This is a genomic window from Streptomyces sp. NPDC102451, from assembly GCF_044765485.1.
In the GTDB taxonomy this organism is placed as follows: Bacteria; Actinomycetota; Actinomycetes; order Streptomycetales; family Streptomycetaceae; genus Streptomyces.
Window position 1 is genome coordinate 138,092 of the sequence record NZ_JBIWKD010000007.1, and the last position, 26,440, is coordinate 164,531.

At 72.3% G+C, this 26,440-nt stretch carries 22 protein-coding genes and 1 pseudogene; 8 read left to right on the plus strand and 15 right to left on the minus strand.

Going from position 1 to position 26,440, the window contains the following annotated elements; genetic code table 11:
* The first annotated feature begins 14 nt into the window (after nucleotides 1-14).
* A pseudogene (locus ACIRD8_RS18285) lies at nucleotides 15-948 on the plus strand (solute carrier family 23 protein).
* A 40-nt stretch (nucleotides 949-988) separates the two neighbouring features.
* Here ACIRD8_RS18285 and ACIRD8_RS18290 read toward each other — a convergent pair.
* Complete coding sequence (locus tag ACIRD8_RS18290) at nucleotides 989-2,110, minus strand: glycoside hydrolase family 6 protein (RefSeq protein WP_403992150.1); 1,122 nt, start codon at nucleotides 2,108-2,110, stop codon at nucleotides 989-991.
* A gap of 165 nt (nucleotides 2,111-2,275) precedes the next feature.
* Between ACIRD8_RS18290 and ACIRD8_RS18295 the strand changes: the two genes are divergently transcribed.
* Entirely contained in the window at nucleotides 2,276-2,986 is a 711-nt protein-coding gene (locus tag ACIRD8_RS18295; RefSeq protein ID WP_403992153.1) for a DUF5995 family protein, read from the plus strand.
* 28 nt (nucleotides 2,987-3,014) lie between these two features.
* On the opposite strand, the gene ACIRD8_RS18300 is transcribed toward ACIRD8_RS18295, so the two are convergent.
* The 5 genes from ACIRD8_RS18300 to ACIRD8_RS18320 form a co-directional block, all read right to left on the minus strand.
* Complete coding sequence (locus ACIRD8_RS18300) at nucleotides 3,015-4,706, minus strand: flavin monoamine oxidase family protein (protein WP_403992155.1); 1,692 nt, start codon at nucleotides 4,704-4,706, stop codon at nucleotides 3,015-3,017.
* 46 nt (nucleotides 4,707-4,752) lie between these two features.
* Nucleotides 4,753-5,550, minus strand: a complete 798-nt coding sequence (locus ACIRD8_RS18305; RefSeq protein WP_403992158.1) for a carbon-nitrogen hydrolase family protein — start codon at nucleotides 5,548-5,550, stop codon at nucleotides 4,753-4,755.
* Between the two features lie 241 nt (nucleotides 5,551-5,791).
* A complete protein-coding gene (locus tag ACIRD8_RS18310) occupies nucleotides 5,792-6,250 on the minus strand; it encodes an Lrp/AsnC family transcriptional regulator (RefSeq protein WP_403992161.1) in 459 nt (152 codons plus the stop codon).
* Between the two features lie 111 nt (nucleotides 6,251-6,361).
* A complete protein-coding gene (locus ACIRD8_RS18315) occupies nucleotides 6,362-7,822 on the minus strand; it encodes an aldehyde dehydrogenase family protein (protein ID WP_403992164.1) in 1,461 nt (486 codons plus the stop codon).
* A 195-nt stretch (nucleotides 7,823-8,017) separates the two neighbouring features.
* Nucleotides 8,018-9,484: a GuaB1 family IMP dehydrogenase-related protein gene (locus tag ACIRD8_RS18320; RefSeq protein ID WP_403992167.1), complete on the minus strand. Its 1,467-nt coding sequence runs from the start codon at nucleotides 9,482-9,484 to the stop codon at nucleotides 8,018-8,020.
* 294 nt (nucleotides 9,485-9,778) lie between these two features.
* Here ACIRD8_RS18320 and ACIRD8_RS18325 point away from each other — a divergent pair, with 294 nt between their 5' ends.
* A complete protein-coding gene (locus ACIRD8_RS18325; RefSeq protein ID WP_403992170.1) occupies nucleotides 9,779-10,831 on the plus strand; it encodes a terpene cyclase in 1,053 nt (350 codons plus the stop codon).
* A gap of 51 nt (nucleotides 10,832-10,882) precedes the next feature.
* Here ACIRD8_RS18325 and ACIRD8_RS18330 read toward each other — a convergent pair whose 3' ends face one another.
* Entirely contained in the window at nucleotides 10,883-11,869 is a 987-nt protein-coding gene (locus ACIRD8_RS18330; RefSeq protein WP_358685682.1) for a sugar-binding domain-containing protein, read from the minus strand.
* 139 nt (nucleotides 11,870-12,008) lie between these two features.
* On the minus strand, nucleotides 12,009-12,692 hold the full coding sequence (rpe, locus tag ACIRD8_RS18335; RefSeq protein WP_014157399.1) for a ribulose-phosphate 3-epimerase: 684 nt from the start codon (nucleotides 12,690-12,692) through the stop codon (nucleotides 12,009-12,011).
* A 542-nt stretch (nucleotides 12,693-13,234) separates the two neighbouring features.
* On the opposite strand from rpe, the gene ACIRD8_RS18340 reads away from it, so the two are divergent.
* The 4 genes from ACIRD8_RS18340 to ACIRD8_RS18355 all read left to right on the plus strand — a co-directional run bounded on the left by ACIRD8_RS18340 (nucleotide 13,235) and on the right by ACIRD8_RS18355 (nucleotide 17,063).
* Nucleotides 13,235-14,116, plus strand: coding sequence for an ABC transporter permease (locus ACIRD8_RS18340; protein ID WP_403992173.1), 882 nt, complete (start codon nucleotides 13,235-13,237; stop codon nucleotides 14,114-14,116).
* Nucleotides 14,117-14,175: 59 nt separating this feature from the next.
* Entirely contained in the window at nucleotides 14,176-15,231 is a 1,056-nt protein-coding gene (locus tag ACIRD8_RS18345) for an ABC transporter substrate-binding protein (RefSeq protein ID WP_403992176.1), read from the plus strand.
* Nucleotides 15,215-16,063: an ABC transporter ATP-binding protein gene (locus ACIRD8_RS18350; protein WP_403992179.1), complete on the plus strand. Its 849-nt coding sequence runs from the start codon at nucleotides 15,215-15,217 to the stop codon at nucleotides 16,061-16,063. The genes ACIRD8_RS18345 and ACIRD8_RS18350 overlap by 17 nt, the downstream gene beginning before the upstream one ends.
* A 64-nt stretch (nucleotides 16,064-16,127) precedes the next feature.
* Nucleotides 16,128-17,063, plus strand: coding sequence for a TauD/TfdA dioxygenase family protein (locus ACIRD8_RS18355; RefSeq protein WP_403992182.1), 936 nt, complete (start codon nucleotides 16,128-16,130; stop codon nucleotides 17,061-17,063).
* Between the two features lie 31 nt (nucleotides 17,064-17,094).
* Here the strand turns inward: ACIRD8_RS18355 and ACIRD8_RS18360 are convergent, their stop codons facing one another.
* Nucleotides 17,095-18,528, minus strand: coding sequence for an RsmB/NOP family class I SAM-dependent RNA methyltransferase (locus tag ACIRD8_RS18360; RefSeq protein WP_403992185.1), 1,434 nt, complete (start codon nucleotides 18,526-18,528; stop codon nucleotides 17,095-17,097).
* A gap of 79 nt (nucleotides 18,529-18,607) precedes the next feature.
* On the minus strand, nucleotides 18,608-19,540 hold the full coding sequence (gene fmt / locus ACIRD8_RS18365; protein ID WP_403992188.1) for a methionyl-tRNA formyltransferase: 933 nt from the start codon (nucleotides 19,538-19,540) through the stop codon (nucleotides 18,608-18,610).
* A gap of 252 nt (nucleotides 19,541-19,792) precedes the next feature.
* Here fmt and ACIRD8_RS18370 point away from each other — a divergent pair, with 252 nt between their 5' ends.
* Nucleotides 19,793-20,302: a hypothetical protein gene (locus ACIRD8_RS18370; protein ID WP_403992191.1), complete on the plus strand. Its 510-nt coding sequence runs from the start codon at nucleotides 19,793-19,795 to the stop codon at nucleotides 20,300-20,302.
* A 52-nt stretch (nucleotides 20,303-20,354) separates the two neighbouring features.
* On the opposite strand, the gene ACIRD8_RS18375 is transcribed toward ACIRD8_RS18370, so the two are convergent.
* From ACIRD8_RS18375 to gmk, 5 genes are all read right to left on the minus strand, one after another.
* On the minus strand, nucleotides 20,355-22,499 hold the full coding sequence (locus tag ACIRD8_RS18375) for a primosomal protein N' (RefSeq protein ID WP_403992194.1): 2,145 nt from the start codon (nucleotides 22,497-22,499) through the stop codon (nucleotides 20,355-20,357).
* A gap of 122 nt (nucleotides 22,500-22,621) precedes the next feature.
* On the minus strand, nucleotides 22,622-23,830 hold the full coding sequence (gene metK, locus ACIRD8_RS18380) for a methionine adenosyltransferase (protein ID WP_403992197.1): 1,209 nt from the start codon (nucleotides 23,828-23,830) through the stop codon (nucleotides 22,622-22,624).
* 240 nt (nucleotides 23,831-24,070) lie between these two features.
* Nucleotides 24,071-25,273: a bifunctional phosphopantothenoylcysteine decarboxylase/phosphopantothenate--cysteine ligase CoaBC gene (gene coaBC / locus ACIRD8_RS18385; protein WP_403992200.1), complete on the minus strand. Its 1,203-nt coding sequence runs from the start codon at nucleotides 25,271-25,273 to the stop codon at nucleotides 24,071-24,073.
* A 172-nt stretch (nucleotides 25,274-25,445) separates the two neighbouring features.
* Nucleotides 25,446-25,718, minus strand: coding sequence for a DNA-directed RNA polymerase subunit omega (gene rpoZ, locus ACIRD8_RS18390; RefSeq protein ID WP_003970369.1), 273 nt, complete (start codon nucleotides 25,716-25,718; stop codon nucleotides 25,446-25,448).
* A 99-nt stretch (nucleotides 25,719-25,817) separates the two neighbouring features.
* Nucleotides 25,818-26,435 carry a guanylate kinase gene (gene gmk, locus ACIRD8_RS18395; protein WP_403992203.1) on the minus strand — a complete coding sequence of 206 codons (618 nt, stop codon included), beginning with the start codon at nucleotides 26,433-26,435 and terminating at the stop codon, nucleotides 25,818-25,820.
* Nucleotides 26,436-26,440 lie beyond the last annotated feature (5 nt).

Here is a 26,440-nt window from a genome sequence, read left to right on the forward strand (position 1 = left end):
ACGTTCCCGGCCCTGTGACCGCGCCGGCGACGGCATCTCATCATGGAAAGTCCGGCACGACATTCGTGGCGCCCGTCCTGATGGGCCTCGACCCGAACCTCGCCATCATGATGTCCGGTGTCGCCACCGCCATCTTCCTGCTGGCGACCAAGGGCCGGGTGCCCAGCTATCTGCGGTGCTCGCTCTCCTTCGTGGGCGTGGCCGCCACGACCCGGGCAAGCGGCGGCAGCAGTGCCACCGTCACCGGCGCGGTCCTGGTGGTCGGCGCCGTGCTGTTCCTGGTGGGGCTCGTGGTGCAGCGGTTCGGCGCGCGGATCATTCACGCGGCGATGCCGCCGGTGGTGACCGGTGCCGTCGTGATGCTGATCGGCTTCAACCTGGCGCCCGTCAACGCGTCGACGTACTGGCCCCAGGACCAGTGGACGGCCCTGCTGGTGATGCTGTTCACCAGGCTGGCGGTCGTCTGCCTGCGCGGGTTCTTCTCCCGTATCGCGATCTTCCTCGGCCTCGTCTTCGGCTATGTCCTGTCCTGGGTGCTCGACCTGGTCTTCGGGAAGATCCACTCCCGCGCTGCTGTTCGGCCTCTGCCCCAAGTTCGGTGCGGTCGTCGCAGCGATCCCCGGCGGGGTGCTGGGCGGCATCACGGTCATCCTCTACGGCATGATCGGCCTGCTGGGCGCCCAGATCTGGCTGAACGCCAAGGTCGATTTGCGCAATCCGCTCAACCTCGTGCCGGCCGCCGCGGGCATCATCATCGGCGTCGGCGGGGTCAGCCTGAAGATCACCGACAACTTCGAGCTGAGCGGCATCGCCCTCGGCACGCTCGTCGTGATCACCGGCTACCACGCGCTCCGGGCGTTCGCCCCCGCGCACCTCAAGACTCAGGAGCCCCTGCTGGACTCGGGCACCTCGCAGTACGACGAGGAGCCCCCGGCCGGGAAGGACTGACGGGGTCCCCGCCGGGGGCCACGATCCCCTGCGGCACCGCTCAGCCGGTGGCCAGCTCGTAGGCGTAGTCCGGGGTGAACGAACCGGCCGATCCCTTGCAGCCGTCGGACTCCCCGGGCAGCTTCACCCAGAGGTACGCGTCGATCCCGGCCAGCCCGGTTTCCGTCGTAGGGGCCCTGCCGAGCGCCCGGCCCGCCGGGTCGCACCACTCCCCCGCCGCCGGTGCCCCGTTGCCGTTGCGGCTGGTGTCGATGACGGCGCCCAGGCCGGGCGGCCCGCCGAGCGCGGCGAGCACCCGCCGGGCGTACGCGGTCTCGTCGGCCGTGCTGTGGAAGTTGGACACGTTGGTGAAGATGCCGTCGCCGCTGGTCGCGGCGCCCGCCTCGCGGAGCGCCGCGGCCTGTTTCGCGGCGCTGTGCCAGCCGGAGTGCCCCCCGTCGAAGTAGACCTTGGCCTGGGGGTTCGCGGCGTGCAGGGTACGGCCGGCGCGGGCCAGGGACGCGAAGCGCTCGGCCCGCTGCCCGGCCGACAGGCAGTCCGACAGGGCGACGGCGTCCGGTTCCAGGATCACGATGACCGGACCGCTGCCGAGGCCCGCGGCGAAGTCCGCCATCCACGCGTCGTACGCGTCGAGGCCCGGCGCCCCTCCCTCGGAGGCCCCGCCGCAGTCCCGGTCGGGGATGGCGTACGGCACGAGGACGGGCGTACGGCCCGCGGCCGCCGCGGCCGCCGTCACGCCCCTGACCTGGCCGGTCACGGCGCCCGGGTTGTAGGCGGGGAACCACACCGCGGCGGGCTGCGCCGCGATCCTGGACTCGATCAGCGGGCGGCGCGGGTCGTCCCGGTGCGCGCCGACCCAGTCCAGGACCTGGGACTGCGGGTGTCGGTAGAGCCCGGCGGACACGGCGGGGGGCGAGGACCGCTTCGGCGACGCGGACGGGGCCGGGGTCCTGCGCGCCGTCCGGCTGGGGCTCGGGGACGGCGTGACCGTCGCGGAGGCCGTGGGGGACGCGGACGGGGTGGGCACGGCGGGCAGCGGTTCGAGGACCGGGGACGCGGTCGTGTCCGGGAGCGCGGTCGTGCGCCCGTCGTCATCCGCTCCGGCGGCTATCACCCCCGTCGCCGCACCGGCCGCCACGACGGCCGACGCCAGCGCGGCCATGGTGTGACGGCGTGCGGCGCGCCTCCGGCGCCTCGCCTCGGTCCTGCCCCCTGCGCGTACGCCCGACACTCCTGGTCCCTCCCCCGGCGCCCGGTGTTCGTCCGTTCCGATGAAGTCTCCGGCCCGTCGGCGCCGTGGCGAGCCTATGGCTGGGACGCTGCCCGCATGGACCGGATCGAGCAGTTCGCAAGTCCGGCCGGCGCGGCCGGCACGGTGACCGATGTCGGCGCGGTGATCGAGCGGATGCGCGCGTTCCGTTCCGACTGGCCGCCCGGGGACGGCGTGGCGGTGTTCAACCAGGTCTATCTGACGGTCACGGAGGCCATCGGCCGGCACATCTCGGACGGCGCGTTCCCGGACCGGGAGGCCGTGTCAGCACTGGACGTGCGGTTCGCCGAGCGCTATCTGACGGCGGTGGACACGGCCGTCTCGGGCGGCAGTCCGCCCGCGTGCTGGCGCCCGCTGTTCCAGTACCGGCGCCATCCGGGCGTACGTCCGCTGCAGTTCGCACTGGCCGGTGTCAACGCGCACATCGGGCACGATCTCGCGCTGGCCGTCGTGGACACCTGCCGTACGCTCGGCTGCGCTCCGGCGGACCTCAAGGAGGAGTTCGACCGGGTGGGCGATCTCCTCGTGATGCTGGAGGAGCAGATCCGCGAAGATCTGATGCCCGGCCCCGATCTGCTGGAGGTCGCCGACCCCCTCGTCCACCTCGCGGGGTCCTGGAGCCTGGAGCGGGCCCGTGAGGCGTCGTGGTCGGCGGCCCGGATGCTGTGGCAGCTGCGCGGAGTGCCGCCGCTGGCCGAGGAGTTCAGGGCACGGATGGATGCCGGAGCGGGGTTGGTGGGGCGCTTCCTGCTCACTCCGTGCCGCTGAGACGGTGCGCCGGCCCCGGCGTCCCCGCTCAGCCCTCCGGGAGCTCGACCGGCGCGATCTCGTCGAAGACGTCGCCCGGGCCGGGGTTCGCCGGGTCGGTGGCGCCGCCGAACTGCGCCATCACACCCCAGACGGCGTTCAGCGCGGTCTGCACGGCCCCCTCGGCCCAGCCCGCCGTCCACGAGATGTCGTCGCCCGCGAGGAACAGGCCGCGCTTGTCGGCGGGCAGCCGGTCCTGCATGAAGTGGGTGAACAGCCGTCGCTGGTAGCGGTAGTGGCCCGGCAGGTTGGCCTTGAACGCGCCCATGAAGTAGGGCTCGTTCTCCCAGGAGACGGTGACCGGGTTGCCGATGACGTGCTTGCGGATGTCGACGCCCGGATAGATCTCGCCGAGCGACTTCAGCATGACGTCCATGCGCTCGTTCGGGGAGAGCGGCAGCCACTTCAGGCTGTCGTCGCACCAGGTGTAGGAGAGGCAGATGACGGCCGGCTTGTCGGGCCCGTCGTCCAGGAGGTACGTCCCCCGGGTCATCCGGTCCGTGAGCGTCATGGACATCGTGTCCCGGCCGGTGGTCTCGTCGGTGTCCAGCCAGAACGGCCGGTCGACGGGCACGAACAGCTTGGACGACTCCATGTAGTGGGTGCGCTCCATCGCCGTCCAGTGGTCGATCGGGAAGAGCGCGTCGTCGCAGGCGATCTTGGAGAGCAGCAGCCAGGACTGCCCGGTGAAGACCGCCGCCCGGTAGGTGCGGATGTCACCGGTGGCGTCGGTGACGGTGATCCGGTTGCCCGCGGTGCGGTCGAGCCGGGTCACGGCGGGGCGCGGCTGCCCGTCGTGCAGCGAGGACAGCGACGTGCCGGACGGCCAGTGCACGGTCTTCTGCGGTTCGCGGTCCCACAGGCGCAGCGGCAGCTGCTGGCTGCCGCCGACGATCCCCCGGTGGTGGTCGTCGGCCTCGGTGTAGACGACGCGGAGGATCTCCAGGATCGAGTTGGGGAAGTCGGTGTCCCAGCCGCCGGTGCCGAAGCCGACCTGCCCGAAGATCTCGCGGTGCCGGAAGGAGGCGAAGGCCTCGGAGCCGCAGAGGAAGCCGTAGAAGGTCTGGTCGTCGAGCTTCTCGACGAGCTTCGCCCAGATCTCCCGGATGCGGGGTACGTCGCGCTCGCGCATCGCGCGGTTCATGTCCGAGAAGTCGGCGCCCTCCTCCAGGCACGTGTTCCAGGCGTCCATCACCTCGCGGTACACCGGGGGCAGGTCGTCGATGGTGCGCGCGTAGTGGGACTCGCCCTTGAGGTCGACGACGGTCGAGGGGGTGGCCGGTGAGAGGGGGTTGGGGAACGGCTTGGTCTCGAGCCCCACCAGGTCGATGTAGTGCTGGAGCGCCGTGGAGGAGGGCGGGAAGCGCATGGCGCCCATCTCGGCGGTGAGCGAGGGGTCGCAGCCGTCGAAGCCGACGGTGCGCAGCCGGCCGCCGATCCGGTCCGCCTCGTAGACCACGGGCTTCAGGCCCATCTTCATGAGTTCGTACGCGGCGATGATGCCGGAGAGCCCGCCGCCGATGACGGCGACCTCGGTGCCGTGCTCGGTGGCCGGTATCTGCCCGATGCCTGCCGGGTGGGCGAGGAAGTCGTCGTAGGCGTAAGGGAAGTCCGGCCCGAACATGGTGATCGGCGGCTGCGCGTCGGTGTGCTGGACGGCGTTGGGCACCGTGGACGTCATGGGGTACGGACTCCTTGCGGGGGAAGCGCGGATCGGGGGCGGGTGCTCAGACCAGGGAGCCGTACAGGCCCGGGAGGCGGTCCTCGAGGTACGGGTTGGCGGCGCGTGAGGCGGCGAGCAGAGCGGTGTCGACCTCGCCGACGAGCAGTTCCTCGCCGCGGCCTGCCCGGGCGCGGACCGTGCCGTCGGGTCCGGCCAGGCAGCTCAGCCCGGTGAATTCGAACTCGCCTTCCTGACCGGCCCTGTTGACGTACGCGATGTAGAGCTGGCTCTCGAAGGCGCGGACCGGCACGACGGCTTCGGCGACGAACGGGAAGGGGTGCATCAGCGCGGTCGGCACGAGCAGCAGCTCGGTCCCGGCCAGGGCGTGCGCGCGTACGTTCTCCGGGAACTCGACGTCGTAGCAGATCAGCAGCCCGACCCGTACGCCGTCCAGCTCGGCCTGGACCACGGGCCGGTCGCCGGGGGTGAACCACTTCTCCTCGAAGCCGCCGAAGAGGTGGGTCTTGCGGTAGCCGGCGAGCGGCGTCCCGTCGGGGCCGATGAGCTGCGCCGCGTTGAAGACCGCCTCGCCGGCCCGCTCCGGGTAGCCGTAGTGCACGGCGAGTCCGTGGCGTACGCAGATGTCGGCGACCGCCCGCGCGGCGGGTCCGTCCGCGGGCTCGGCCAGCTCCGGGACGGCGTCCCCGACGGCGTACCCGGTGAGGAACAGCTCGGGGCAGACCAGCAGCCGGGCGCCCGCGGCGGCGGCCCGGGCGGCGGCCTCGTCGAGCGTGGCGAGGTTGTCCTCCACGGAGCCGGGTCGTCCGGAGCTCTGGAGCAGGGCGGTACGCAACGACGGCATGGCTGACCTCGGGCGGGACGGGCGGGGTGGGGAGACGTATCGAAGGTACGGCGCGGGGATCACGGCCGACAAGGCGCGATTGTTGCGCGTGCACCGTCGATCCGTTGCGCGGAAAGCCGCTGTGGCGGTGATTCGTTGCGCGCGGCGTCTTCGCAGGTCGGCGCAGTGATTTCGGTCTCGTCCCGCAGCCGCGCGGGGGCCGGTCCCGGACTCCGGAACTGCCCGGGCCGTCCGTACGCCGTCAGGCCGGCGGGCCGGCGGAGGAGTAGCGCCGCAGCAGCGGGGAGAGCACGAGGACGGACTTGGTGCGCTCGACGTAGGGCTCGCCGGCGATCCGCTCCAGCACCTGCTCGAAGTGGCGCATGTCGGCGGCGAAGACCTGCACGACCGCGTCGGCCTCGCCCGTCACCGTGGACGCGGACGCGACCTCCGGGTACGCGGCCAGGCCTCGCTTGATCGCCTCGGGGGCGGTGTTGCGGCTGCAGTAGATCTCGATGAACCCCTCGGTCTGCCAGCCGAGCGCCGCCGGGTCGACCCGCACGGTGAAGCCCGTGATGGCGCCTTCTGCGCGCAGCCGGTCCACCCGGCGTTTCACCGCGGGTGCGGAGAGGCCGATGAGGGCGCCGATGTCCGCGTAGGAGCGGCGGGCGTCTTCGGCGAGGGCGTGGACGATGCGTTCGTCGAGGTCGTTCAGGCGCACTTCGGGTGGATCACTTCTCTGCGGCGGAAGGGTTCGGGGGCGGCCCGGGCCGCCCCCGAAGTAGACCACGCGCGCCCCCCGCGGGGCGCGCTCACCGCGAGGCAGCGCCGGTCAGAAGGGGAACTCGGAGCGGCCGTGCTGGACCGAGATCCACTTCTGCGTGGTGAACGCCTCCAGCATCGACTCGCCGTTCAGCCGCCCGAGGCCCGAGCTCTTCTCGCCGCCGAAGGGGACGATGGGCTCGTCGTGGACCGTGCCGTCGTTGATGTGGATCATTCCGGTGCGGATCCGCTGCCCCACCCGTACGCCGCGCTCGATGTTGCCGGTGTGGACCGCGCCGCTCAGCCCGTACGGGGTGTCGTTGGCGATCCGTACGGCCTCGTCCTCACCGTCGAAGGGGACGAGCAGGGCCACCGGCCCGAATATCTCCTGCTGGAGGACGGGGGAATCGGCGGCGAGGCCGGTCAGCACGGACGGGCTCACCACATTGCCGTCGGCCCGGCCGTGCAGCAGTGCCGTGGCGCCCGCCTCCACGGTCTCGTCGACGAGCCTGGACACGGCGTCGGCCTGCGAGGAGCTGATCAGCGGGCCGATGTGGGTCGTGGGGTCGGCCGGGTCGCCGACGCGGAGGGAGGCGACCTTGGCGACGAACTTCTCGGTGAACTCCTGCTCCACCGAGCGGTCCACCAGGATGCGGTTGGCCGCCATGCAGACCTGGCCCTGGTGGACGTAACGGCTGAAGACGGCCGCGTCGACGGCGTAGTCCACGTCGGCGTCGTCCAGGACGATCAGCGCGCTGTTCCCGCCCAGTTCGAGCACCGCGCGCTTGAGGTTGGCCGCGCAGACCGTCGCCACGTGGCGGCCGATCCGGTCCGATCCGGTGAAGGAGATGACCTGCGGGACGGGGTGCTCCAGCAGGGCGTCCCCGATCTCCGCGATGTCGGTGACCACGACGTTCAGCAGGCCGGCGGGCAGCCCCGCCTCCTCGAACACCTTGGCGATCAGCGTGCCGCCGCAGACCGGGGTGTTCTGGTGCGGCTTGAGGACCACGGCGTTGCCGAGGGCCAGCGCGGGCGCGACCGACTTGAGCGACAGCAGGAAGGGGAAGTTGAAGGGGCTGATGACCCCCACGACGCCGACGGGCAGCCGGTAGACGCGGTTCTCCTTGCCCTCGGTCGGCGAGGGCAGGATCTGCCCGGTGGACCGCAGCGTGAGCTGGACCGCCTCGCGCAGGAACTCCTTGGCCAGGTGCAGCTCGAAGCCCGCCTTCAGCCGGGTGCCCCCGAGCTCCGCGACGATCGCCTCGCCGATCTCGGCCTCGCGCTCCTCGACGACGCGCAGCGCCTTCTCCAGCACCGCCCGCCGGACGTACGGGTTCGTGTCGGCCCATTCCGGCTGGGCGCGCTCGGCGGCCCGGTACGCCTGGTCGACCTCGCCGGCCGTCGCGACGGTGACCGAGGCGAGCTTCTCCCCGCTGTACGGGTTGAAGTCGATGATGTCCCAGGACCCCTTCCCCGGCCTCCACTCGCCGTCGATGTACTGCTGGGCCAGGTCGGTGAAGAAGGAGGTCATGAGATCCCTTACCGCAGAGGGGGGGCAGCTGATTGCGGCTCATATTACTTATCCTTCAACCAAGTTGAAGGGGATACAGGCGGGCTCACCGGTGACGGTGTCCATGGCCTCGGGTGCACACGCGAAAGGTGCCCCTGCCCGGCGCGAACGCCGGGGAGAGGCACCCGTGAAACGGGGCCGCACGGCCCCGTGGCATCAACTCCAGCTGGCGTGGAGCGGCTTGCCCTCCGCGTAACCGGCGGCGCTCTGCACGCCGACGATCGCCTTCTCCGCGAACTCCTCCAGCGAGGAGGCGCCCGCGTAGGTGCAGGAGGAACGGACACCGGCGATGATCGAGTCGATCAGGTCCTCCACACCGGGGCGGGTGGGGTCGAGGAACATCCGCGAGGTGGAGATGCCCTCCTCGAACAGCGCCTTGCGGGCCCGGTCGTAGGCGGACTCCTCCGAGGTGCGGTTCTTGACCGCGCGCGCCGAGGCCATCCCGAACGACTCCTTGTAGTACCGCCCGTCGGCGGACTGCTGGAGGTCGCCGGGCGACTCGTACGTACCGGCGAACCAGGAGCCGATCATGACGTTGGACGCGCCGGCGGCGAGCGCCATCGCCACGTCGCGCGGGTGCCGGACGCCGCCGTCGGCCCAGACGTGCTTGCCGTGCTTCTTCGCCTCGGCGGCGCATTCCAGCACGGCGGAGAACTGCGGCCGGCCGACGCCGGTCATCATGCGGGTGGTGCACATGGCGCCGGGGCCCACACCGACCTTGATGATGTCGGCGCCCGCCTCGATCAGGTCGCGCACGCCCTCGGCCGCCACGACGTTGCCCGCGACGATCGGCACGCCCGGGTCGAGCGCCCGGACGGCGGCGACCGCACTGATCATGGACTCCTGGTGGCCGTGCGCGGTGTCCACGACGAGCGTGTCGACGCCGGCGTCGAGGAGCTGCTTGGCCTTGCCCGCCACATCGCCGTTGATGCCGACGGCGGCCGCGATCCGCAGCTTGCCGTCCGCGTCCGTCGCGGGGGTGTAGAGCGTCGCGCGCAGCGCGGCCTTGCGGGTGAGGATGCCGACGAGCCGGCCGTCGGCGTCGACCGCCGGGGCGAGCTTGCGGTTGGCGCCGTCGAGGGTGTTGAACGCCTCGCGCGGATCGATGTCCGCGTCGAGCACGACCAGGTCCTTGGACATGACCTCGGACAGCTGGGTGAAGCGGTCCACACCGGTCAGGTCGTGGTCGGTGACGACCCCGACCGGCCGGTGCTCGGCGTCGACGACGACCCCGGCCCCGTGGGCCCGCTTGTGCAGGAGGGACAGCGCGTCCGCGACGGTCTGCCCGGGGGCCAGCACGATGGGCGTGTCGAGCACGAGGTGACGCTTCTTGACCCAGCCGATGACCTCGGTGACGACCTCGATCGGGATGTCCTGCGGGATCACGACCAGACCGCCGCGGCGGGCGATGGTTTCGGCCATCCGGCGGCCCGCGATGGCGGTCATGTTGGCGACGACGAGCGGAATGGTGGTGCCGCTGCCGTCGGGCGAGGAGAGATCCACGGCCTGACGGGATCCGACCGCGGAACGGCCGGGGACCATGAAGACATCGTCGTACGTGAGGTCGTAGGGGACCGAGGGGGAGGTCGTGTAGCGACCCGTGCCGGGCTCAAGAAAACGCATAACACCCATTTTTTCATACGAAACGGTGCAGGTCGTTTCCACGAAGACACAGCAATGGACCCCCGCGTTCGTCAGTTCCTCCAAGGAGGCTGCTCGGGGGCCGGGCAAGTGGAAACCTGCCTTACCCATGGACCCTACCCGAACAGGATTCGCTCCTTCGTGATCACTATCCCTGGACCGGGTGACGAGGGGTCAGGTAGCTTCAAATCCGCAGGTCCCCCGCGTGGGCGCGACGCCGCCCACGAGCCCGGAACACCTGTCACGCGTTTGGCCGGAGAGGATGGGGATCCGCCTGTGGAGAGCGAACTGCCCGACATCTACTGCCCTTTCCCCCAGCGGAGCAATCCGCACGTGGGTCACACCCGTGAGCACCTCGACGCCTGGACGCGGCGCACCGGTCTCGTACACCGGGAATCAGCCAGGCGGCGTTTCGAGCAGGCCGACTTCGGCGCGTTCGTGGGCATGGTCCACCCGACGGCCGACAGTGAGCACCTCGACCTGGTCGCCGACTGGTTCGTCTGGCTCTTCCTCGTCGACGACCAGCTGGACGACGGGCACCTGGGCCGGAGCCCCGACCGCGTACGCGACGTGGTGGAGCGGATGCGCGCCGTGGTCGAGGGCTCGGCCCCCGGCCCCGGGCCGGACGAGGGGGCGCCCGCCGCGCTCGTCGCCCTGGCCGACCTGTGGGAACGTACGGTTCCGCGCGCGGCCCCGCACTGGCGCACCCGCTTCACCTGGCACCTCATGACGTATCTGACGACCGCCACCACCTGGGAGGCGGGAAACCGCGCCGACGGGGTCGTGCCGTCGGAGGCGACGTACATCGCCCGGCGCAGGCACACCGGGGCGATCCATGTGTGCATGGACCTGATAGAGATCGTGGCCGGTGTCACCGCACCCGAGTCGCTGCACAACGACGCCGGGTTCATCACGGCGCTGGAGGCGTCCTGCAACGTCGTGTGCTGGGCGAACGACGTGTACTCCTACGAGAAGGAACAGGTGCTGGGCGAGATCCACAATCTCGTCCATCTGGTCCGGTACCACCGCGGCTACGGGGAACGCCAGGCGCTCGAGCACGTGTGCCTGGAGATAGCCACCGAGACGGAGCGGTTCCTCGCGGCGGAGGCCGAGCTGCTCGACCTGTACCCGGAGCTGGCGGGCACGCTCGTGCCCTATCTCGACGGGATGCGGAGCTGGATGCGCGGGAATCTGGACTGGTCGCGGCAGACCCCCCGCTACAACCCCGCGGACGTCAGCCAGTACGCGGAGCCCGGGGCGTATCTGGAGGAGTCGGTCCTCGGCGTGAGCCCGGACCACGTACGGCTGGGCTCGGGCGGCAGCGACTGATCCGGAGCCGCACGGGTGGGGCCGGGTGCCGGCCCCACTCACGCCCGGGGGTCAGTCGTCGGGGTCGGCCCGCTCCAGCGCGGGACGCTGTCCGGCGGCCGATTCCGTCAGGAGGTAGTCGGCGGCGGCCGTGTCCGTGACGAGGCTGGTGACCAGTCCCGAGCGGAGCACCGCGCCGATCGCGGCAGCCTTCCGCTGCCCTCCGGCGATGGCCACCACCTCGGGGATCCGGCGCAGCCGGTCGGCCTCCACGGTGATGCACCGCTCGCCGAGGTCCCGGCCGACCCGGCGTCCGTCGGAGTCGAAGAGGTGGGCGGACATCTCCGCCGCCACACCGAGCGAGGCGTAGTGCGCCCGCTCCTCGTCCGAGAGCATGTCGTGGACGGTGGAGATGCCGGGCTCCCAGGAACCGATGGAGACCGCGGCGACCGTGACCTTGTCGAAGTACTCGAAGGCGCGGGCGATGCCCGTCTGGTGGCGCAGCGCGGCCGCCGTCGCCGGGTCGGGCAGCAGCATCGGGGCGTAGATCGGGTGCGCCTCGCCGCCGGAGACCTGCGCGGCGCGGCGGACCGCCTCGACCGAGCCGCGCTCGGCCGTGCCCGCGTCGTACACGCCGGTCAGCTGCACGACCGTGCACGGGGGCAGCCGGTCGAGGGCCGCCGCCATGTGGATGGTGGACCGGCCCCAGGCCAGCCCCAGCACATCGCCCTCGTTCACCAGCTCGCCGAGCAGCTCGGCCGCCACCTCACCCAGGTTCTCCGGATCGGCCGCGTCGTCCTGCTCCTCCGCCGGGGACTCGACCACGACGGCATGCCGCAGGCCGTAGCGGGCCCGGAGCGCGTCGGAGCGCTCCGCGTCCAGCTCCGCCGGTACCCGGATCTCGATCCGTACGAGATCACGCTCCAGGGCCGTCTCCAGGACCCGGGCCACCTTGAAGCGGCTGACGCCGAACTCCTCGGCGATCTGGATCTTCGACTTCCCCTCCAGGTAGAACCGGCGGGCCATGGCCGCCGCCTGCACCAGCTCCGCGGGTCCCATCCGCATGGCTGACCGACCCGCCGAGATGCCAGACACCGCGATCTCCTCACTGCTGTTCACACGCTCGATACGCCGTCCATCCTGTCAGATCCGGCGATCCTTGATCAGGCCCGTCGGGCCGCGTTCATCCCGGCTTTGTTCAGTGGCCGCATGCCCAGGGTGCGGAGGCCGTGACGGTGTCCGCCTGGGCACGCAGTGCCCGCACCGCCTCGGCGGGGTCCTCGGCCCCGTACACCGCGGAGCCGGCGACGAACACGTCCGCGCCGGCCTCGGCGCACCGTTCGATGGTGGTGGCGGAGACGCCGCCGTCGACCTGGAGCCACAGCTCCAGGCCGTGCTTGGAGATCAGCTCACGGGTACGGCGGATCTTCGGCAGCATGATGTCGAGGAACGCCTGGCCGCCGAAACCCGGCTCCACCGTCATGATCAGCAGCATGTCGAGCTCGGGCAGCAGGTCCTCGTACGGCTCGATGGGCGTCGCGGGCTTGAGCGCCATGGAGGCGCGGGCACCCTTGGCCCTGATCTCCCGCGCCAGCCGTACGGGCGCCGCCGCGGCCTCCGCGTGGAAGGTGACCGAGCCCGCGCCGGCCTCGACGTACTGGGGCGCCCAGCGGTCCGCGTCCTCGATCATGAGGTGGCAGTCCAGCGGGGTGTCCGTCGCCTTGCTCAGCGCCTCCACGATGGGTACGCCGAGCGTCAGGTTGGGCACGAAGTGGTTGTCCATGACATCGACATGGAGCCAGTCGGCGCCCTCCACGGCCTTCGCCTCCTCGGCGAGGCGGGCGAAATCGGCGGACAGGATGCTGGGGTTGATCTGGGCCATGCACCCAAGCCTGCCATGCCCGGCGCCACTTCCCCGCCTCGGTGAGCCTCAAAGCCTCACGGGATCATTACGGTTCGCACATTCCCGGCTTTTCCGCCCACGATCCCGTCCCGGACCCGTCGGGCCGGCCCGGTCCGTACCAGGGCGCGGACAACCCCTGGTGCCCACCTTGCGGCTGTGTTAGAAAAACCCCGTGATCAGCGACCAGTTCCTGAAGGAGCGCCTCACCATCGATCTCTGCCGTGTGACCAGCTGCTCCTGTTGAGCCTGGCCCGGCAGCGCTGAGCGCTTCCAGAACTGTGCGGCGTCGTCCGCCCGCCTTCCGGCCGCCCCTCGGGTGAGCCGGCGGTCTCCCCAGAACCCTGTCCGTGATCCGGACCGGACGCTCTCCGTCCGTGTACGGCACACCGGCCGCACCCGTTCTGCGTGACCCTCCCCTCCCCGCTGCTCGCGGACGCTCGTCCGCGCCCCCTCCTGCCCTGCCCGGCCCTGTCCGCCCTGCCGGCGGCCCGGTGTCCGCGCACCTCTCGACGGAGTCCGCCATGACCACATCCATCACGGAGAAGCAGCCGCCCGGCCCGGCGCTCTCCGGTGAGCCCGCTCCCCCGCCCCCTCCGCCCCGCCGCTCGCCGGAGCGGGCCGCACGGCTGCGCAGGGTGGGGCTGCGGCTGCTCGCGCTGGTCGTGCTGCTCGCCCTCTGGCAGCTCGTCACCGCCCTGCGGCTGTGGTCGCCGGTGCTGGTGCCGCCGCCGTCGGCCGTCTGGGACGCGCTCGTCCAGACGTCCGGCACCCATGACGGGGTGCGCGGCTACCAGGGCCACACCCTGATCGAGCATCTGGGCATCAGCCTGCGCCGGATCGCGATCGGTGCGGGCGCCGGTGTCCTCGCCGGGCTCGTGGCCGGGGTGCTGATGGGCACGCTGCCGTGGGTGCGAGTGGTGTTCGAACCTGCGGTGGCCTTCCTGCGCACCCTGCCGCCGCTCGCCTACTTCAGTCTGCTGATCATCTGGTTCGGCATCGACGAGGCGCCCAAGCTGTGGCTGCTGGCGATCGCCGCCATGCCGCCCGTCGCCGTGGCCACCGCGTCCGCCGTCGCCTCCGCGCCCGCCTCGCTGGTGGAGGCCGCACGGGCCATCGGTGCGCGCCGCTCGCAGGTGGTGGCCTCGGTGGTGCTGCCGTCCGCGCTGCCGGAGATCCTCGTCGGCGTACGGCTGGCGTTCGGGATCGCGTACTCCTCGGTGGTCGCCGCGGAGACCGTCAACGGGCTGCCCGGCATCGGCGGGATGATCCGCGACGCGCAGCGCTACAACCAGTCCGACGTGGTCGTCCTCGGGCTCTTCGCGATCGGCGTCTCCGGTCTGCTGATCGACGCCCTGCTGCGGGGCGCCGAGAACCGGCTCGCGCCCTGGCGCCGCCTCTCATGACCCCTCCTGGCCCCGTGCCCGCTCTCCCCTCCCCGACTCAACGAACGAAGGACCACCCCATGCCCGGAACCCGCGGTCTGCGCCGCACCTCCACGCTCGTCGCGGCTCTGGGAGCGCTCGTCGTCGTCACCGCCTGCGGAACCGGCGGTGGCTCCGGCGGTGACGACCAGGGCGGCGGCAAGACGATCCGGATCGGCTACCAGGCCTTCCCCAGCGGCGACCTGATCGTGAAGGAGAAGGGCTGGCTGGAGAAGGCCCTGCCGGACTACACGATCAAGTGGATCAAGTTCGACTCCGGCGCGACCGTCAACACCGCCTTCGTCGCGGGTTCGGTCGATCTGGCCGCGATCGGCTCCAGTCCGGTGGCGCGCGGTCTGTCCGAGCCGCTGAACATCCCGTACAAGGTCACCTGGGTGCTGGATGTCGCCGGTGACAACGAGGCGCTGGTGGCCCGTAACGGCTCCGGCATCAAGGACGTCAAGGATCTCGCGGGCCACAAGGTCGCCACGCCCTTCAGCTCCACCTCGCACTACAGCCTCCTCGCCGCGCTCGACAAGGCGGGCGTGGACGCGTCGAAGGTCGATCTGCTCGACCTCGAACCGCAGGACATCGTCGCGGCCTGGTCGCGCGGGGACATCGACGCGGCCTACCTCTGGCTGCCCACCCTCGACGAGCTCGGGAAGACGGGCAAGACCCTGGTCTCCAGCCGGGAACTGGCGGCGGGGGGCAAGCCCACGCTCGACCTGGGGGTGGCCTCCACCGCCTTCATCGAGAAGCAGCCCGAGGTCATCACCGCCTGGCGCAAGGCGCAGGCACAGGCGCTGGACCTGATCCATGACGACCCGTCGGCCGCCGCCGAGGCCGTCGGCAAGCAGCTCGGGACCAGCCCCGAGGACGCCGCCGCCCAGCTGAAGCAGGGCATCTTCCTCAAGCCGGCCGAACAGGCCGACGACAAGTGGCTCGGCCGCCCGGGCAAGGTCGGCGGCCTGGCTCAGAACCTGCGGAGCGCCGCGGAGTTCCTGGCCGGGCAGAAGCAGATCCCGGCCGCACCGGAACTCTCCGAGCTGGAGAAGGCCGTGTACGTGGAAGGACTCAGCGATGCCGTCTCCAAGTGACACCGGGGCCGACGCCACGGTAGACGCCCCGGTCGGTGGCGGGGAGGCCGCCACGGCGACCGTGACACCCGCCGTGTCCGTGCGTGAGGTGACCCACCGCTACGGTCGCGGAGCGGACGCCGTGACGGCCCTCGGCCCGCTGTCCCTCGACATCCCGGCCGGCGAGTTCCTGGTGCTCGTCGGCCCGTCCGGGAGCGGGAAGAGCACGCTGCTGCGGCTGATCGCCGGCTTCGAGCACGCCTCCTCAGGTGATGTCACCGTGCACGGCGGGACGCCGGAGCCCGGACGTCAGGCAGGGGTCGTCTTCCAGCAGCCACGGCTGTTCCCCTGGCGCACGGTCGGCGAGAACATCTCCCTTGCGCTGCGTTACGCCGGAGTCCCCCGGGCCGAACGCCCCGCGCGCGTCGAGGAGTTGCTGGAGCGGGTCGGGCTGGCAGGCACTGCCCGGCGCCGGACCTGGCAGATCTCGGGAGGCCAGCAGCAGCGGGTGGCCATCGCCAGGGCCCTGGCCGGAGGCAAGGACCTGCTGCTGCTGGACGAGCCGTTCGCCGCTCTGGACGCGCTCACCCGGGAGCGGCTCCAGGAGGATCTGCGGACGGTGAGCTCCCTGACGGGGATCACCTCGGTCTTCGTCACGCACAGCGTGGACGAGGCCGTCTTCCTCGGTACCCGCGCGGTCGTCCTGAGCGCAGGCCCGGGCACCGTCGCGCTGGACGTGCCCATCGATCTGCCCCGGACCGGGAACGACGACCCGGACGGGCTGCGAGGGCTGCCCGAGTACGCCGCGCTGCGCGCCCAGATCGGCGCGGCGGTACGCGACGCGGCCCGCTGAGCCGACGGGGGCCGCCCGTCCCGGCGGGCGGCCCCGCACACCCCCACGCAGAACAGGAGCCCCCATGTCCCTCACCGCGTCCGTCGAGTCCCGCCCCGCGCTGCGCGCCCACCGGCTGCCCCCGGACGGTCTGCACGAAGGGCCTCGTGAGCTGCGCAGGCTGGCGCCCGGGCAGCCCGACCGGCCCTACACGCTGTTCGACGTCACACCGCTCGGCCCGCTGATCGGGGCCGAGATCGGCGGTGTCGACCTGACCCGTCCGCTCACGCCCGCCGTGCGCGAGGAGCTCGACCGGGCGCTGCTGGAGTGGAAGGTGCTCTTCTTCCGCGGGCAGCACCCCGGTTCGGCCGAGCAGCGGGCCTTCGCCCGCAACTGGGGTGAGCTGGAGACCAACCCGCTGCTGGCCGCCGGGGACGATCCGGAGGTGGCGCGCTTCGACCGCTCGGCGGCGCCGAGCTTCGAGAACGTCTGGCACACCGATGTGACGTTCCGGGAGCGGCCCGCGCTCGGCGCGGTCCTGCACCTGCGCGAGGTCCCTCCGTACGGCGGCGACACGATGTGGGCCGACATGGCCGCCGCGTACGACAACCTTCCGCCGGAGGTGAAGGCGCGCCTGGAGGGGGCCCGCGCGGTGCACGACTTCGTGCCGGGTTTCGCGCGGTTCACCCCCGAGGAGCGGCTGATCGCGTTCCAGGACCGCTTCCCGCCGGTCGAGCACCCGGTGGTGCGGACGCACCCCGCCACCGGACGCCGGATGCTCTTCGTCAACACCTCGTTCACCACCCGGATCGTGGGCTGGGACCAGGAGGAGAGCGACCGTATGCTGCGCCTGCTGTTCCAGCAGGCGCACGTGCCCGAGTACCAGGTGCGTTTCACCTGGCGCGCGGGGGACGTCGCGTTCTGGGACAACCGGGCGACACAGCACTACGCGGTGAACGACTACGCCCCGCACCGCAGGGTGGCCGAGCGGGTCGCCGTCGCGGGTGACCGCCCGTACTGACGGACGGCCACGCGCGTGCTGCGGCGCCGGGTCAGCCCGTGCGGCGCAGCAGGGCCAGGTACATGGCGTCGGTGCCGTGCAGGTGCGGCCAGAGCTGGATGTCGGGCCCGTCGCCCAGCGCGGGGACCCCGGGCAGGAGCGGGCGGGCGTCGACCCACTCGGCCTCGAACGGTTCCCCGCCGCGCCCCTTGAGCACGTCCTCGACGACGACCCTGGTCTCCGCGAGGTGCGGCGAGCAGGTCGCGTAACCGACGACCCCGCCGACCCGTACGGCCTTCAACGCCTCGCGCAGCAGGCCGCGTTGCAGGGGGGCGAAGCCCTCCAGGTCCTCCGCGCGGCGCCGCCAGCGGGACTCCGGACGCCGGCGCAGCGCACCGAGTCCGGAGCAGGGCACGTCCATGAGCACCCGGTCGAAGGAACCGGGCCGCCACGGCGGCCGGGTGCCGTCGGCGGTGATCACCTGGTACGGCCCCGGGTTGCCGGCCAGCGTGCGCTCGACGAGCCGGGCGCGGTGCGGCTGCTTCTCCGCGGCGAGCAGGGTCGCGCCGCGTCCGGCGGCGAGCGCGGCCAGCAGCGCGGCCTTGCCGCCCGGGCCGGCACAGCCGTCCAGCCACCGGGTGTCGCCGCCCTCGACCGGGGCGTTGGCGAGCGCGGCGGCGACGAGCTGGCTGCCCTCGTCCTGCACACCGGCGCTGCCGTCCCGTACGGCGGCCAGCGCACCGGGCTCGCCGCCCTCGGCCATCCGTACGGCATAGGGCGACCAGCGGCCGGGGAGGCCGCTCTCCTCGCCGAGGGCGTCCAGCAGCTCCTCGGTGGTGGAGCGTCCGGGGCGGGCCGCCAGCGTCACCTCGGGCCGCTCGTTGTCGGCCTCCAGCAGGTCCTCGATCCCGGCGCGCCCGCCGCCCAGGGCGTCCCAGAGGGCGGAGACGATCCAGCGGGGGTGCGAGTGCACGACGGAGAGGTGTTCCTCGGCGTCGTCCTCGTACGCCGGTGCGACCCGCTCCACCCAGCCGTCGAGGTCGTGCGCGGTGACCTTGCGCAGCACCGCGTTGACGAACTTGGCGCGGCCCTCGCCGAGCACCACCCGGGCCAGCTCCACACTGGCGGAGACGGCCGCGTGGGTCGGGATGCGGGTGCCGAGCAGCTGGTGGACGCCCATGTTGAGCACGTCGAGCACCGGCGGGTCGACCTCGCGCAGCGGCCGGTCGATGCAGGCGGCGACGATCGCGTCGTAGGTGCCCTGGCGGCGCAGCGTCCCGTAGACCAGCTCGGTCGCCAGCGCCGCGTCCCTGCCCTCGAAGTCGCCCTTGGCGCGTGCCTTCTTCAGCAGCGGGGGGAGGACGAGGTTGGCGTAGGCGTCGCGCTCGTCGACGGCCCTGAGCACCTCGAAGGCGAGGAACCGGACCGGGTCCTTCTTGGGACGCCGGTGCGGTGTGGCGGGACGGCGACGCTGCTGGTCGTTCACGTGAAAGGTGCTCCGCTGATGGTGAGGGGACGAACCCGTCCAGCGTACGTCGCCGGGGCCCGCCCCCTGCCCCGAGGCCTCAGAGCCCCAGCAGCTCTCCGTGGACGATGCGGACGCCACGGGCCCAGTCCGCGGCCCTCATCGGCTTCTTGCCCTGCGGCTGGACCCAGAGGAGCTCCACGGCGTGCGAGCCGGTCCCCACGTACACGTTGTTCTTGCCCGCGGACAGCTCGCCCGGGGCGAGCTCGGTACGGTCCAGGACGGGCACGGCCTGGACCAGCTTGAGGCGTTCCCCGCGGAAGAGGGTCCACGCCCCCGGGGCGGGGGTGCAGCCGCGCACCACTCGGTCGACCCGGAGGGCGGGATCCGACCACCGCACCTGGGCGTCCTCGACGGTGATCTTGGGGGCGAGGGTGACGCCCTCGGCGGGCTGCGGGACGGCGTGCAGGGTGCCGTCCTCGATGCCGTCCATGGTCGCCGCGAGCAGCCCGGCGCCCGCGAAGGCGAGCCGGGTGAGCAGATCACCGCTGGTGTCGGTGGGCCGGACCTCCTCGGTCAGGACGCCGTAGACCGGTCCCGAGTCCAGCCCTTCCTCGATCAGGAAGGTGGAGGCCCCGGTCACCTCGTCGCCGGCCATGACCGAGTGCTGCACGGGGGCGGCCCCGCGCCAGGCGGGCAGGAGCGAGAAGTGCAGGTTGACCCAGCCCCTGGCCGGCACGTCCAGCGCGCTCTTGGGCAGCAGCGCCCCGTAGGCGACGACGGGGCAGCAGTCCGGTGCGATCTCCCGCAGCCGCGCCAGGAAGTCCTCGTCACGCGGCCTGGTGGGCTTGAGCACCTCGATGCCCGCCTCCTCGGCGCGTTCGGCCACGGGGCTGGCGACGAGCCGGCGCCCCCGCCCGGCCGGTGCGTCGGGGCGGGTCACCACGGCGGCCACCTCGTGGCGGTCGGAGGCGATCAGGGCGTCCAGAGCGGGAACGGCGACCTCGGGGGTGCCTGCGAAGACGAGCTTCATGGGTGGCGGACTGCCTCTCGGGCCGGAACGTACGTGGCGAGCAGCACACCAGTCTAGGGTCTTCCGTCCGCGTCGCCCCGCGAGCCCGTGGCCGGGGGGCGTACGCGTATTCCGGGCGCCCCGCGCATACGCACATACGCCCCTGTTGCGTGACCACATGGCCGGGTGACGCGTTGGTCAAGTGAGATTGACCGAAGTGGGCCGCCGCCGCGCGGTCCGATCCCTTTCAACGCCGGTTCGAGAGGCTTGTTCATGGCCGACCACGCAACCCACGACGCCCAAGCGCGTGCCAGTCTGCACCTGTTGGTGCGGGACATCGAGCGGGTCCGGCGCCAGGTGGACGCGCTGCGCACCCTCACCGCGCAGCTGGGCAACGTCTACCGTCCGCGCCGCTCCGGCCCGTCCGCCGGCTTCGTCGTCTACGGCAGGGCGCCGGCCCCGACAGTCCGGCTCGCCCAGGAGCTGCGGGACAGCGTCGAGACGCTGGTCACCGCGGCGGTGGACTTCGACCGCTCGCTGGGCTTCTCGTGGGACGCCGTGGGCTCCGCGCTCGGGGTCACCAAGCAGGCGGTGCACCGCCGCTACGGCGCACGCCGCGCGACCCCGCAGCCGGGACCGGCGGAGGCGGCTCCCGAGAACGTGAACCGTGCGGTGACCTCGGCCCCGGGCTCCTCCGCGCTGCCGGCCGTACCCGCAGCCCGCTCCATGCCGCCGCAGTCCTCGGAGCGACCCGGCGCCTTCCCCGGCCCGCGCAACGGCTGACGGACGCCCGGCGGCGGGCCCGAGCGGCCGTGTCGCCCCGCGCCCGGCCGCGTCAGCCGATGTCCGGGGGATCGATCCTGATCCGTACGGGCTCTCCGGCGCCCCGGGCCGTCCGCGCCGCCTGTGCCGCCTTCAGGGCGGCCGCCAGCGCAGCTCCTCGCCCCGGCGGGACCCTGACCAGCGCCCGCTCCCATGTCTCACCGGGCGGTGCGTCCCCTTGTCGGCGGGGCCTGCCCGGAGTGGCTCCCGGCACCGGCACCGGGCCGAGCACCTCCGCCTCGGGCGGCAGCTCCGCACCGGCGAGAAAGGCGGCCAGGGCCTCCGGCGGGCCGGTGACCGAGGCCATCCGGGACACCGGCGGGAAGCCGAGCTCGGCGCGTTCCGCGAGTTCGCGGCGGGCGTGGCCGACGGGGTCCCAGCGGACCAGGGCCTGAACGGGCCGTAGGGTCGGCTCGGCCACGATCACCACGGTGCCGCCCTCCGGCTGCCCCCGCACCAGTGCGGCGGCGGCCGTCCAGCGGCGCAGCGCCTCCTCGCCGGCCCGCAGGTCGGGGCGGCCGACCATCGCCCAGCCGTCCAGCAGCAGCGCCGCCGCGTAACCGCCCTCGGCCACCGGCTCCGCGCCGGGAGTGCTGACGACGAGCGCGGGCTGGTCCGGCACGGAGTCCAGCACATGGTCCCGCCCCGACGTCCGCACCGGGACGGCGGGAAACGCCCGCCCCAGCTCCTCCGCGGTCCTGCGGGCGCCGACGATCTGCGCCCGCAGCCGGACGCCGCCGCAGGCCGGGCAGCTCCACGCCGGCTCGGCCCGCCCGCACCAGGCGCAGTCGAGGTCCTGCTGGTCCGGTGCCTGGAGCGGTCCCGCGCAGTGCCGGCACCGCGCGGGTTCACGGCAGCGCTCGCAGGCCAGCCGGGGCGCGTAACCCCGGCGGGGCACCTGGACGAGCACGGGGCCGGTGCGCAGTCCGTCCCGGACTGTCTGCCAGGCCAGGCTGGGCAGCCGGGCCGAGCGGGCCGCGCCGTCCCGCGCGAGCTCCCCGTCGCCGACCGTACGCACGAGGGGGGCCGCGATCCGCAGCTGGTCCCGCTCCGCCCGCAGCGGCAGGGCCCAGCCACTCTCGACCAGCTGGGCGGCTTCCACCGTGCAGCTCGTGCCGCCGAGCAGGAACGCGCTGCGGCCGTGCGCCGCCCGCAGCTCCAGGACCTCCCTGACGTGCGGGAAGGGGGCGTTGTCGTCGCTGTGGCTGGAGTCCCCGTCGTCCCAGAGGGCCACCAGGCCCAGATCGGCGACCGGGGCGAACATCGCGGCCCTGGTCCCGACCACCGCGCGCACGGAGCCGCGCCGGACCGCCAGCCACTGCCGGTAGCGCTTCTCCGGACCGGAGTCGGCCGTCAGCAGCGCATGGCGCCCCTCCCCCAGCACCGCCGTGAGCGCGGCGTCGACCCGCCCGGCGCTCCGCCCGTCCGGTACGACGACGAGCGCGCCCCGGCCCGAGGCCAGGGTCGCGGCCATGGCGCGGGCGATCTCCTCGGGCCAGTGCGGTCCGGGCAGCGCCGTCCACACGGCCCGGGGTGCCCCGCCCTCGGCCAGGGCGCGCAGGAAGCCGGGCCCCTGGGCGTACCGCTCCCAGGTCCCGGGTGCGGGGGCGGGCGGCGGTGGCAGCGGCTCGGGCGAGGGCTTGCCCTCGGCGCGGCCGTTCCTCGGCGGCACGGCCAGCTGCAGTACATCGGCGAGGCTGCCGGCGTACCGGTCGGCGACGGCCCGCGAGAGCTCCAGCAGCTCCGGGCCGAGCACCGGCTCGGGCGAGACGACATAGGCGAGGGCCGCCAGGGCTCCCTGGTAGTCCGAGGAGGCCCGCCGCTCGATCAGGAAGCCGTCGATCAGGCCGCCGCCCTCGCGCCGCCCACCACGGACCTGACGCCCTCCGGCCCCGAACCGCACCCGGACCCGGACGCCGGGCTGCGCCTCGGCGTCGAGCTCCTCGGGGACGGCGTAGTCGAAGTACTGGTCGAGGTGGAGCGCGCCCTTGTTCACCAGGACACGGGCGACCGGCAGCTCCTCGGCGAGCGCGGCGCCCCGCCAGGTCCGGGGCTTGGCACGCGGCACCTTCGCCCGGCGCACCGACTCCCGGATGAGCGCAAGCTGCTCCGGTGCCCCGGACCCGGGCTCGTCGGACCGCTCGTCGTCGCTGCTCACAGCCACATTCCTACCAGACGCCACTGACATGCCCCGGGGGCCGGGAAGGACCGCACACGCCGGGGCCCGGACACCTCGTCGTACGGTGTCCGGGCCCCGGCGTGAAGCACGAGCAAGCGGTGCTAGATCCCCGCCGCCGCGCGCAGCGCGTCCACGCGGTCGGTGCGCTCCCAGGTGAAGTCGGGGAGCTCACGGCCGAAGTGGCCGTACGCCGCGGTCTGGGCGTAGATCGGGCGGAGCAGGTCGAGGTCGCGGATGATCGCGGCCGGACGGAGGTCGAAGACCTCGCCGATCGCGTTCTCGATCTTCTCCGTGTCGACGGCGGCGGTGCCGAACGTCTCGACGAAGAGCCCCACCGGCTCGGCCTTGCCGATCGCGTAGGCGACCTGGACCTCGCAGCGGGTGGCGAGCCCGGCGGCCACCACGTTCTTGGCGACCCAGCGCATGGCGTAGGCGGCCGAGCGGTCGACCTTGGACGGGTCCTTGCCGGAGAAGGCACCGCCGCCGTGGCGGGCCATGCCGCCGTAGGTGTCGATGATGATCTTGCGTCCGGTGAGGCCGGCGTCGCCCATCGGGCCGCCGATCTCGAAGCGTCCGGTCGGGTTGACCAGCAGGCGGTAGCCCTCGGTGTCCAGCTTGATGCCGTCCTCGATGAGCTGGTTCAGCACGTGCTCGACGACGAACTCACGGATGTCGGGCGCGAGCAGCGAGTCCAGGTCGATGTCGGAGGCGTGCTGCGAGGAGACGACGACCGTGTCGAGGCGGACGGCCTTGTCGCCGTCGTACTCGATGGTGACCTGGGTCTTGCCGTCGGGGCGCAGGTACGGGATGGTGCCGTTCTTGCGGACCTCGGAGAGCCGGCGCGAGAGCCGGTGCGCGAGGTAGATCGGCAGGGGCATCAGCTCGGGCGTCTCGTCGCAGGCGTAGCCGAACATCAGCCCCTGGTCGCCGGCGCCCTGCTTGTCGAGCTCGTCCTCATCGCCCTCGACCCGCTTCTCGTACGCGGTGTCGACACCCTGGGCGATGTCCGGGGACTGCGCCCCGATGGACACCGAGACGCCGCAGGAGGCTCCGTCGAAGCCCTTCTTGGAGGAGTCGTAGCCGATCTCCAGCACCTTGTTGCGCACGAGGTTGGGGATGTCGGCGTAGGCCTTGGTCGTGACCTCACCCGCGACATGCACCAGACCGGTGGTGATCAAGGTCTCGACGGCGACGCGCGAGGAGGGGTCCTCGCGCAGGAGGGCGTCGAGAATCGTGTCGCTGATCTGGTCAGCGATCTTGTCGGGGTGGCCCTCGGTAACGGACTCCGAGGTGAAGAGACGGCGGGACACATCGCTCCCTGGGGTTGCAGCGGCTGCTGGCTGATCATTGATGGAACTCCGGGAGCTGCGCCCGGCACATTCCGTCCAACAGTTTATCGGTCGGTTCCGGTGATCGGGGCACGTGTCTCGCCCCTTGGGAGGTCTGTGACCTGCGGCACTGTTGACGGCGGTACGACAATCACTCCTTCCGGGTATGAGATATGGCCCGATGTCATGAGTTCCTCCCCGCCGGAACGGGGTTCTCGCAATCTAGCCGAAGCGCGCCGCCACCAGGTCCCACACCGTGTCGGCGAGTGCTTCCTTGGGCCCGTACGGCACAGGGGTCTCGCCACCGTCGGACCCGAGCACGACGGCTTCGTTCTCCTCGGACCCGAAGGTCTTGCGCTCCCCCACCTCGTTCACGACGAGGAGATCACAGCCCTTGCGGCGGAGCTTCTCGCGGCCGTTGGCGAGGACGTCGTCGGTCTCGGCGGCGAATCCGACGACGAGCTGCCCCTCCCGGGCCCGGTCCGAGGCGACCTCGGCGAGGATGTCGGGGTTGCGGACGAGCGTGATGGGGGCCGGCTCCTGGCCGTCCTTCTTCTTGATCTTCCCCGTCGCGTACGCGGCGGGCCGGAAGTCGGCGACCGCCGCGGCCATCACCACGACGTCGGCGTCGGCCGCCGCCTTCAGCACGGCCTCGCGCAGCTGTACGGCGGTCCCGGCGCGCACGACGTCCGCGCCCGCGGGGTCGGGGAGGCCCGTGTTGGCCTCGATCAGCGTGACCCGGGCGCCGCGGGCGACGGCGGTGCGGGCCAGCGCGTAGCCCTGCTTGCCGGAGGAGCGGTTGCCCAGGTAGCGGACCGGGTCCAGCGGTTCGCGGGTGCCGCCCGCGCTGATCACCACGTGCCGCCCCGCGAGGTCGGGGGCGCCGGGGCCCCGGGTCAGGACGCGGCGGCAGACCTCGAAGATCTCCCCCGGGTCGGGCAGCCGGCCCTTGCCGGTGTCCACACCGGTGAGCCTGCCGACGGCGGGCTCGATGACGACGGCGCCGCGACGGCGCAGGGTGGCGACGTTCTCCTGGGTGGCGGGGTGCTCCCACATCTCGGTGTGCATCGCGGGTGCGAAGACGACCGGACAGCGTGCGGTGAGCAGGGTGTTGGTGAGGAGGTCGTCGGCGAGGCCGTGGGCGGCCTTGGCGAGCATGTCGGCGGTGGCCGGGGCGACCACGACGAGGTCGGCGCCCTGGCCGATGCGGACGTGCGGCACCTCGTGCACGCTGTCCCAGACCTCGGTCGACACGGGGTTCCCGGAGAGGGCCGACCAGGTGGCCGCCCCGACGAAGTTCAGCGACGCGTCGGTCGGGACGACCCGTACGTCGTGGCCGGACTCGGTCAGCCTGCGCAGCAGCTCGCACGCCTTGTACGCGGCGATGCCTCCGCTGACCCCCAGGACGACCTTGGGCTTCTCCACTGCGTCTCCCCGCACTCGTGTCCCTGCGCACTCGCGTGCGGCTCATGACGTACGCCCTCCATGCTGCCTCACCGTCCGGGACGCGGTCCGGCGGGTCCGGTGCCGGACACACCGCAGGCCCGGCGGAAACGACCGCCGGGCCTGGGGTGAAGGTGCGTTTCGTGCCGCCTGCTTACTGCGCGGGGCCCTCGATGGCCTCGGAGGTCAGCAGGCCCGCGTTGATCTCGCGGAGCGCGATCGAGAGCGGCTTCTCGTGCACGTGGGTGTCGACGAGCGGACCGACGTACTCGAGGAGGCCTTCGCCGAGCTGCGAGTAGTACGCGTTGATCTGACGCGCCCGCTTGGCGGCGTAGATCACAAGGCTGTACTTCGAGTCGGTGGCCTCGAGGAGCTCATCAATCGGCGGGTTGATGATGCCCTCGGGCGTGGTGATGGAAGAGGACACTCTCTGCCTTCCGAAGGGGATAGAGATCAAAGAGATCTTTGATCGTGCTGGTTCCGCAGTGGTGATGCTCTGCGTCCGTGGAGCGGTCGGGACCTGAGGTCAGTCGTCGGTACCACGGAGGCCGGAAGCCTGCAGCATCAACGTTAGCAGCTCGCGTGCCACGTCCTCGACCGAGGTGTTGACGAGGGTCGTGTCGAACTCGGCCTCGGCGGCCAGCTCGACCTTCGCCGCCGCGAGGCGGCGCTCGATCACCTCCTGCGACTCCGTCCCGCGGCCGGTGAGCCGGCGCACCAGCTCGTCCCAGCCGGGCGGGGCCAGGAAGACGAGCTGGGCCTCGGGCATCGACTGGCGGACCAGCCGGGCGCCCTGGAGGTCGATCTCCAGCAGCACCGGCTCACCCGCCTCGAGGCGGTCGAGCACGGCCCTGCGGGGTGTGCCGTACCGGTTGCCGGCGAACTCGGCCCACTCCAGCAGCTCGCCGTTGGCGATCAGCTTGTCGAACTCCTCGTTGTCCACGAAGAAGTAGTGCACACCGTTGCGCTCCCCGGGGCGCGGCTTGCGTGTCGTGGCCGACACGGAGAGCCAGACCTCGGGGTGAACCGTGCGCATATGAGCGACGACCGTGCTCTTGCCGACCCCTGAGGGGCCGGAGAGCACGGTCAGCCGCGGACGTACGTCCGGGGGTACGGGGGACGTCCCCCGGGATGTTGCAGCCATGGGGC

Coding starts and splice junctions, on each gene's coding strand:
- fmt (WP_403992188.1), bottom strand. CDS start 19,540: ATGAAGCTCGTCTTCGCAGGCACCCCCGAGGTCGCCGTTCCCGCTCTG.
- ACIRD8_RS18320 (WP_403992167.1), bottom strand. CDS start 9,484: ATGCGTTTTCTTGAGCCCGGCACGGGTCGCTACACGACCTCCCCCTCG.
- ACIRD8_RS18330 (WP_358685682.1), bottom strand. CDS start 11,869: ATGGGACCCGCGGAGCTGGTGCAGGCGGCGGCCATGGCCCGCCGGTTC.
- ACIRD8_RS18290 (WP_403992150.1), bottom strand. CDS start 2,110: ATGGCCGCGCTGGCGTCGGCCGTCGTGGCGGCCGGTGCGGCGACGGGG.
- rpe (WP_014157399.1), bottom strand. CDS start 12,692: ATGGCCCAGATCAACCCCAGCATCCTGTCCGCCGATTTCGCCCGCCTC.
- ACIRD8_RS18355 (WP_403992182.1), top strand. CDS start 16,128: ATGTCCCTCACCGCGTCCGTCGAGTCCCGCCCCGCGCTGCGCGCCCAC.
- ACIRD8_RS18300 (WP_403992155.1), bottom strand. CDS start 4,706: ATGACGTCCACGGTGCCCAACGCCGTCCAGCACACCGACGCGCAGCCG.
- ACIRD8_RS18350 (WP_403992179.1), top strand. CDS start 15,215: ATGCCGTCTCCAAGTGACACCGGGGCCGACGCCACGGTAGACGCCCCG.
- ACIRD8_RS18315 (WP_403992164.1), bottom strand. CDS start 7,822: ATGACCTCCTTCTTCACCGACCTGGCCCAGCAGTACATCGACGGCGAG.
- ACIRD8_RS18345 (WP_403992176.1), top strand. CDS start 14,176: ATGCCCGGAACCCGCGGTCTGCGCCGCACCTCCACGCTCGTCGCGGCT.
- ACIRD8_RS18295 (WP_403992153.1), top strand. CDS start 2,276: ATGGACCGGATCGAGCAGTTCGCAAGTCCGGCCGGCGCGGCCGGCACG.
- ACIRD8_RS18305 (WP_403992158.1), bottom strand. CDS start 5,550: ATGCCGTCGTTGCGTACCGCCCTGCTCCAGAGCTCCGGACGACCCGGC.
- ACIRD8_RS18340 (WP_403992173.1), top strand. CDS start 13,235: ATGACCACATCCATCACGGAGAAGCAGCCGCCCGGCCCGGCGCTCTCC.
- gmk (WP_403992203.1), bottom strand. CDS start 26,435: ATGGCTGCAACATCCCGGGGGACGTCCCCCGTACCCCCGGACGTACGT.
- ACIRD8_RS18370 (WP_403992191.1), top strand. CDS start 19,793: ATGGCCGACCACGCAACCCACGACGCCCAAGCGCGTGCCAGTCTGCAC.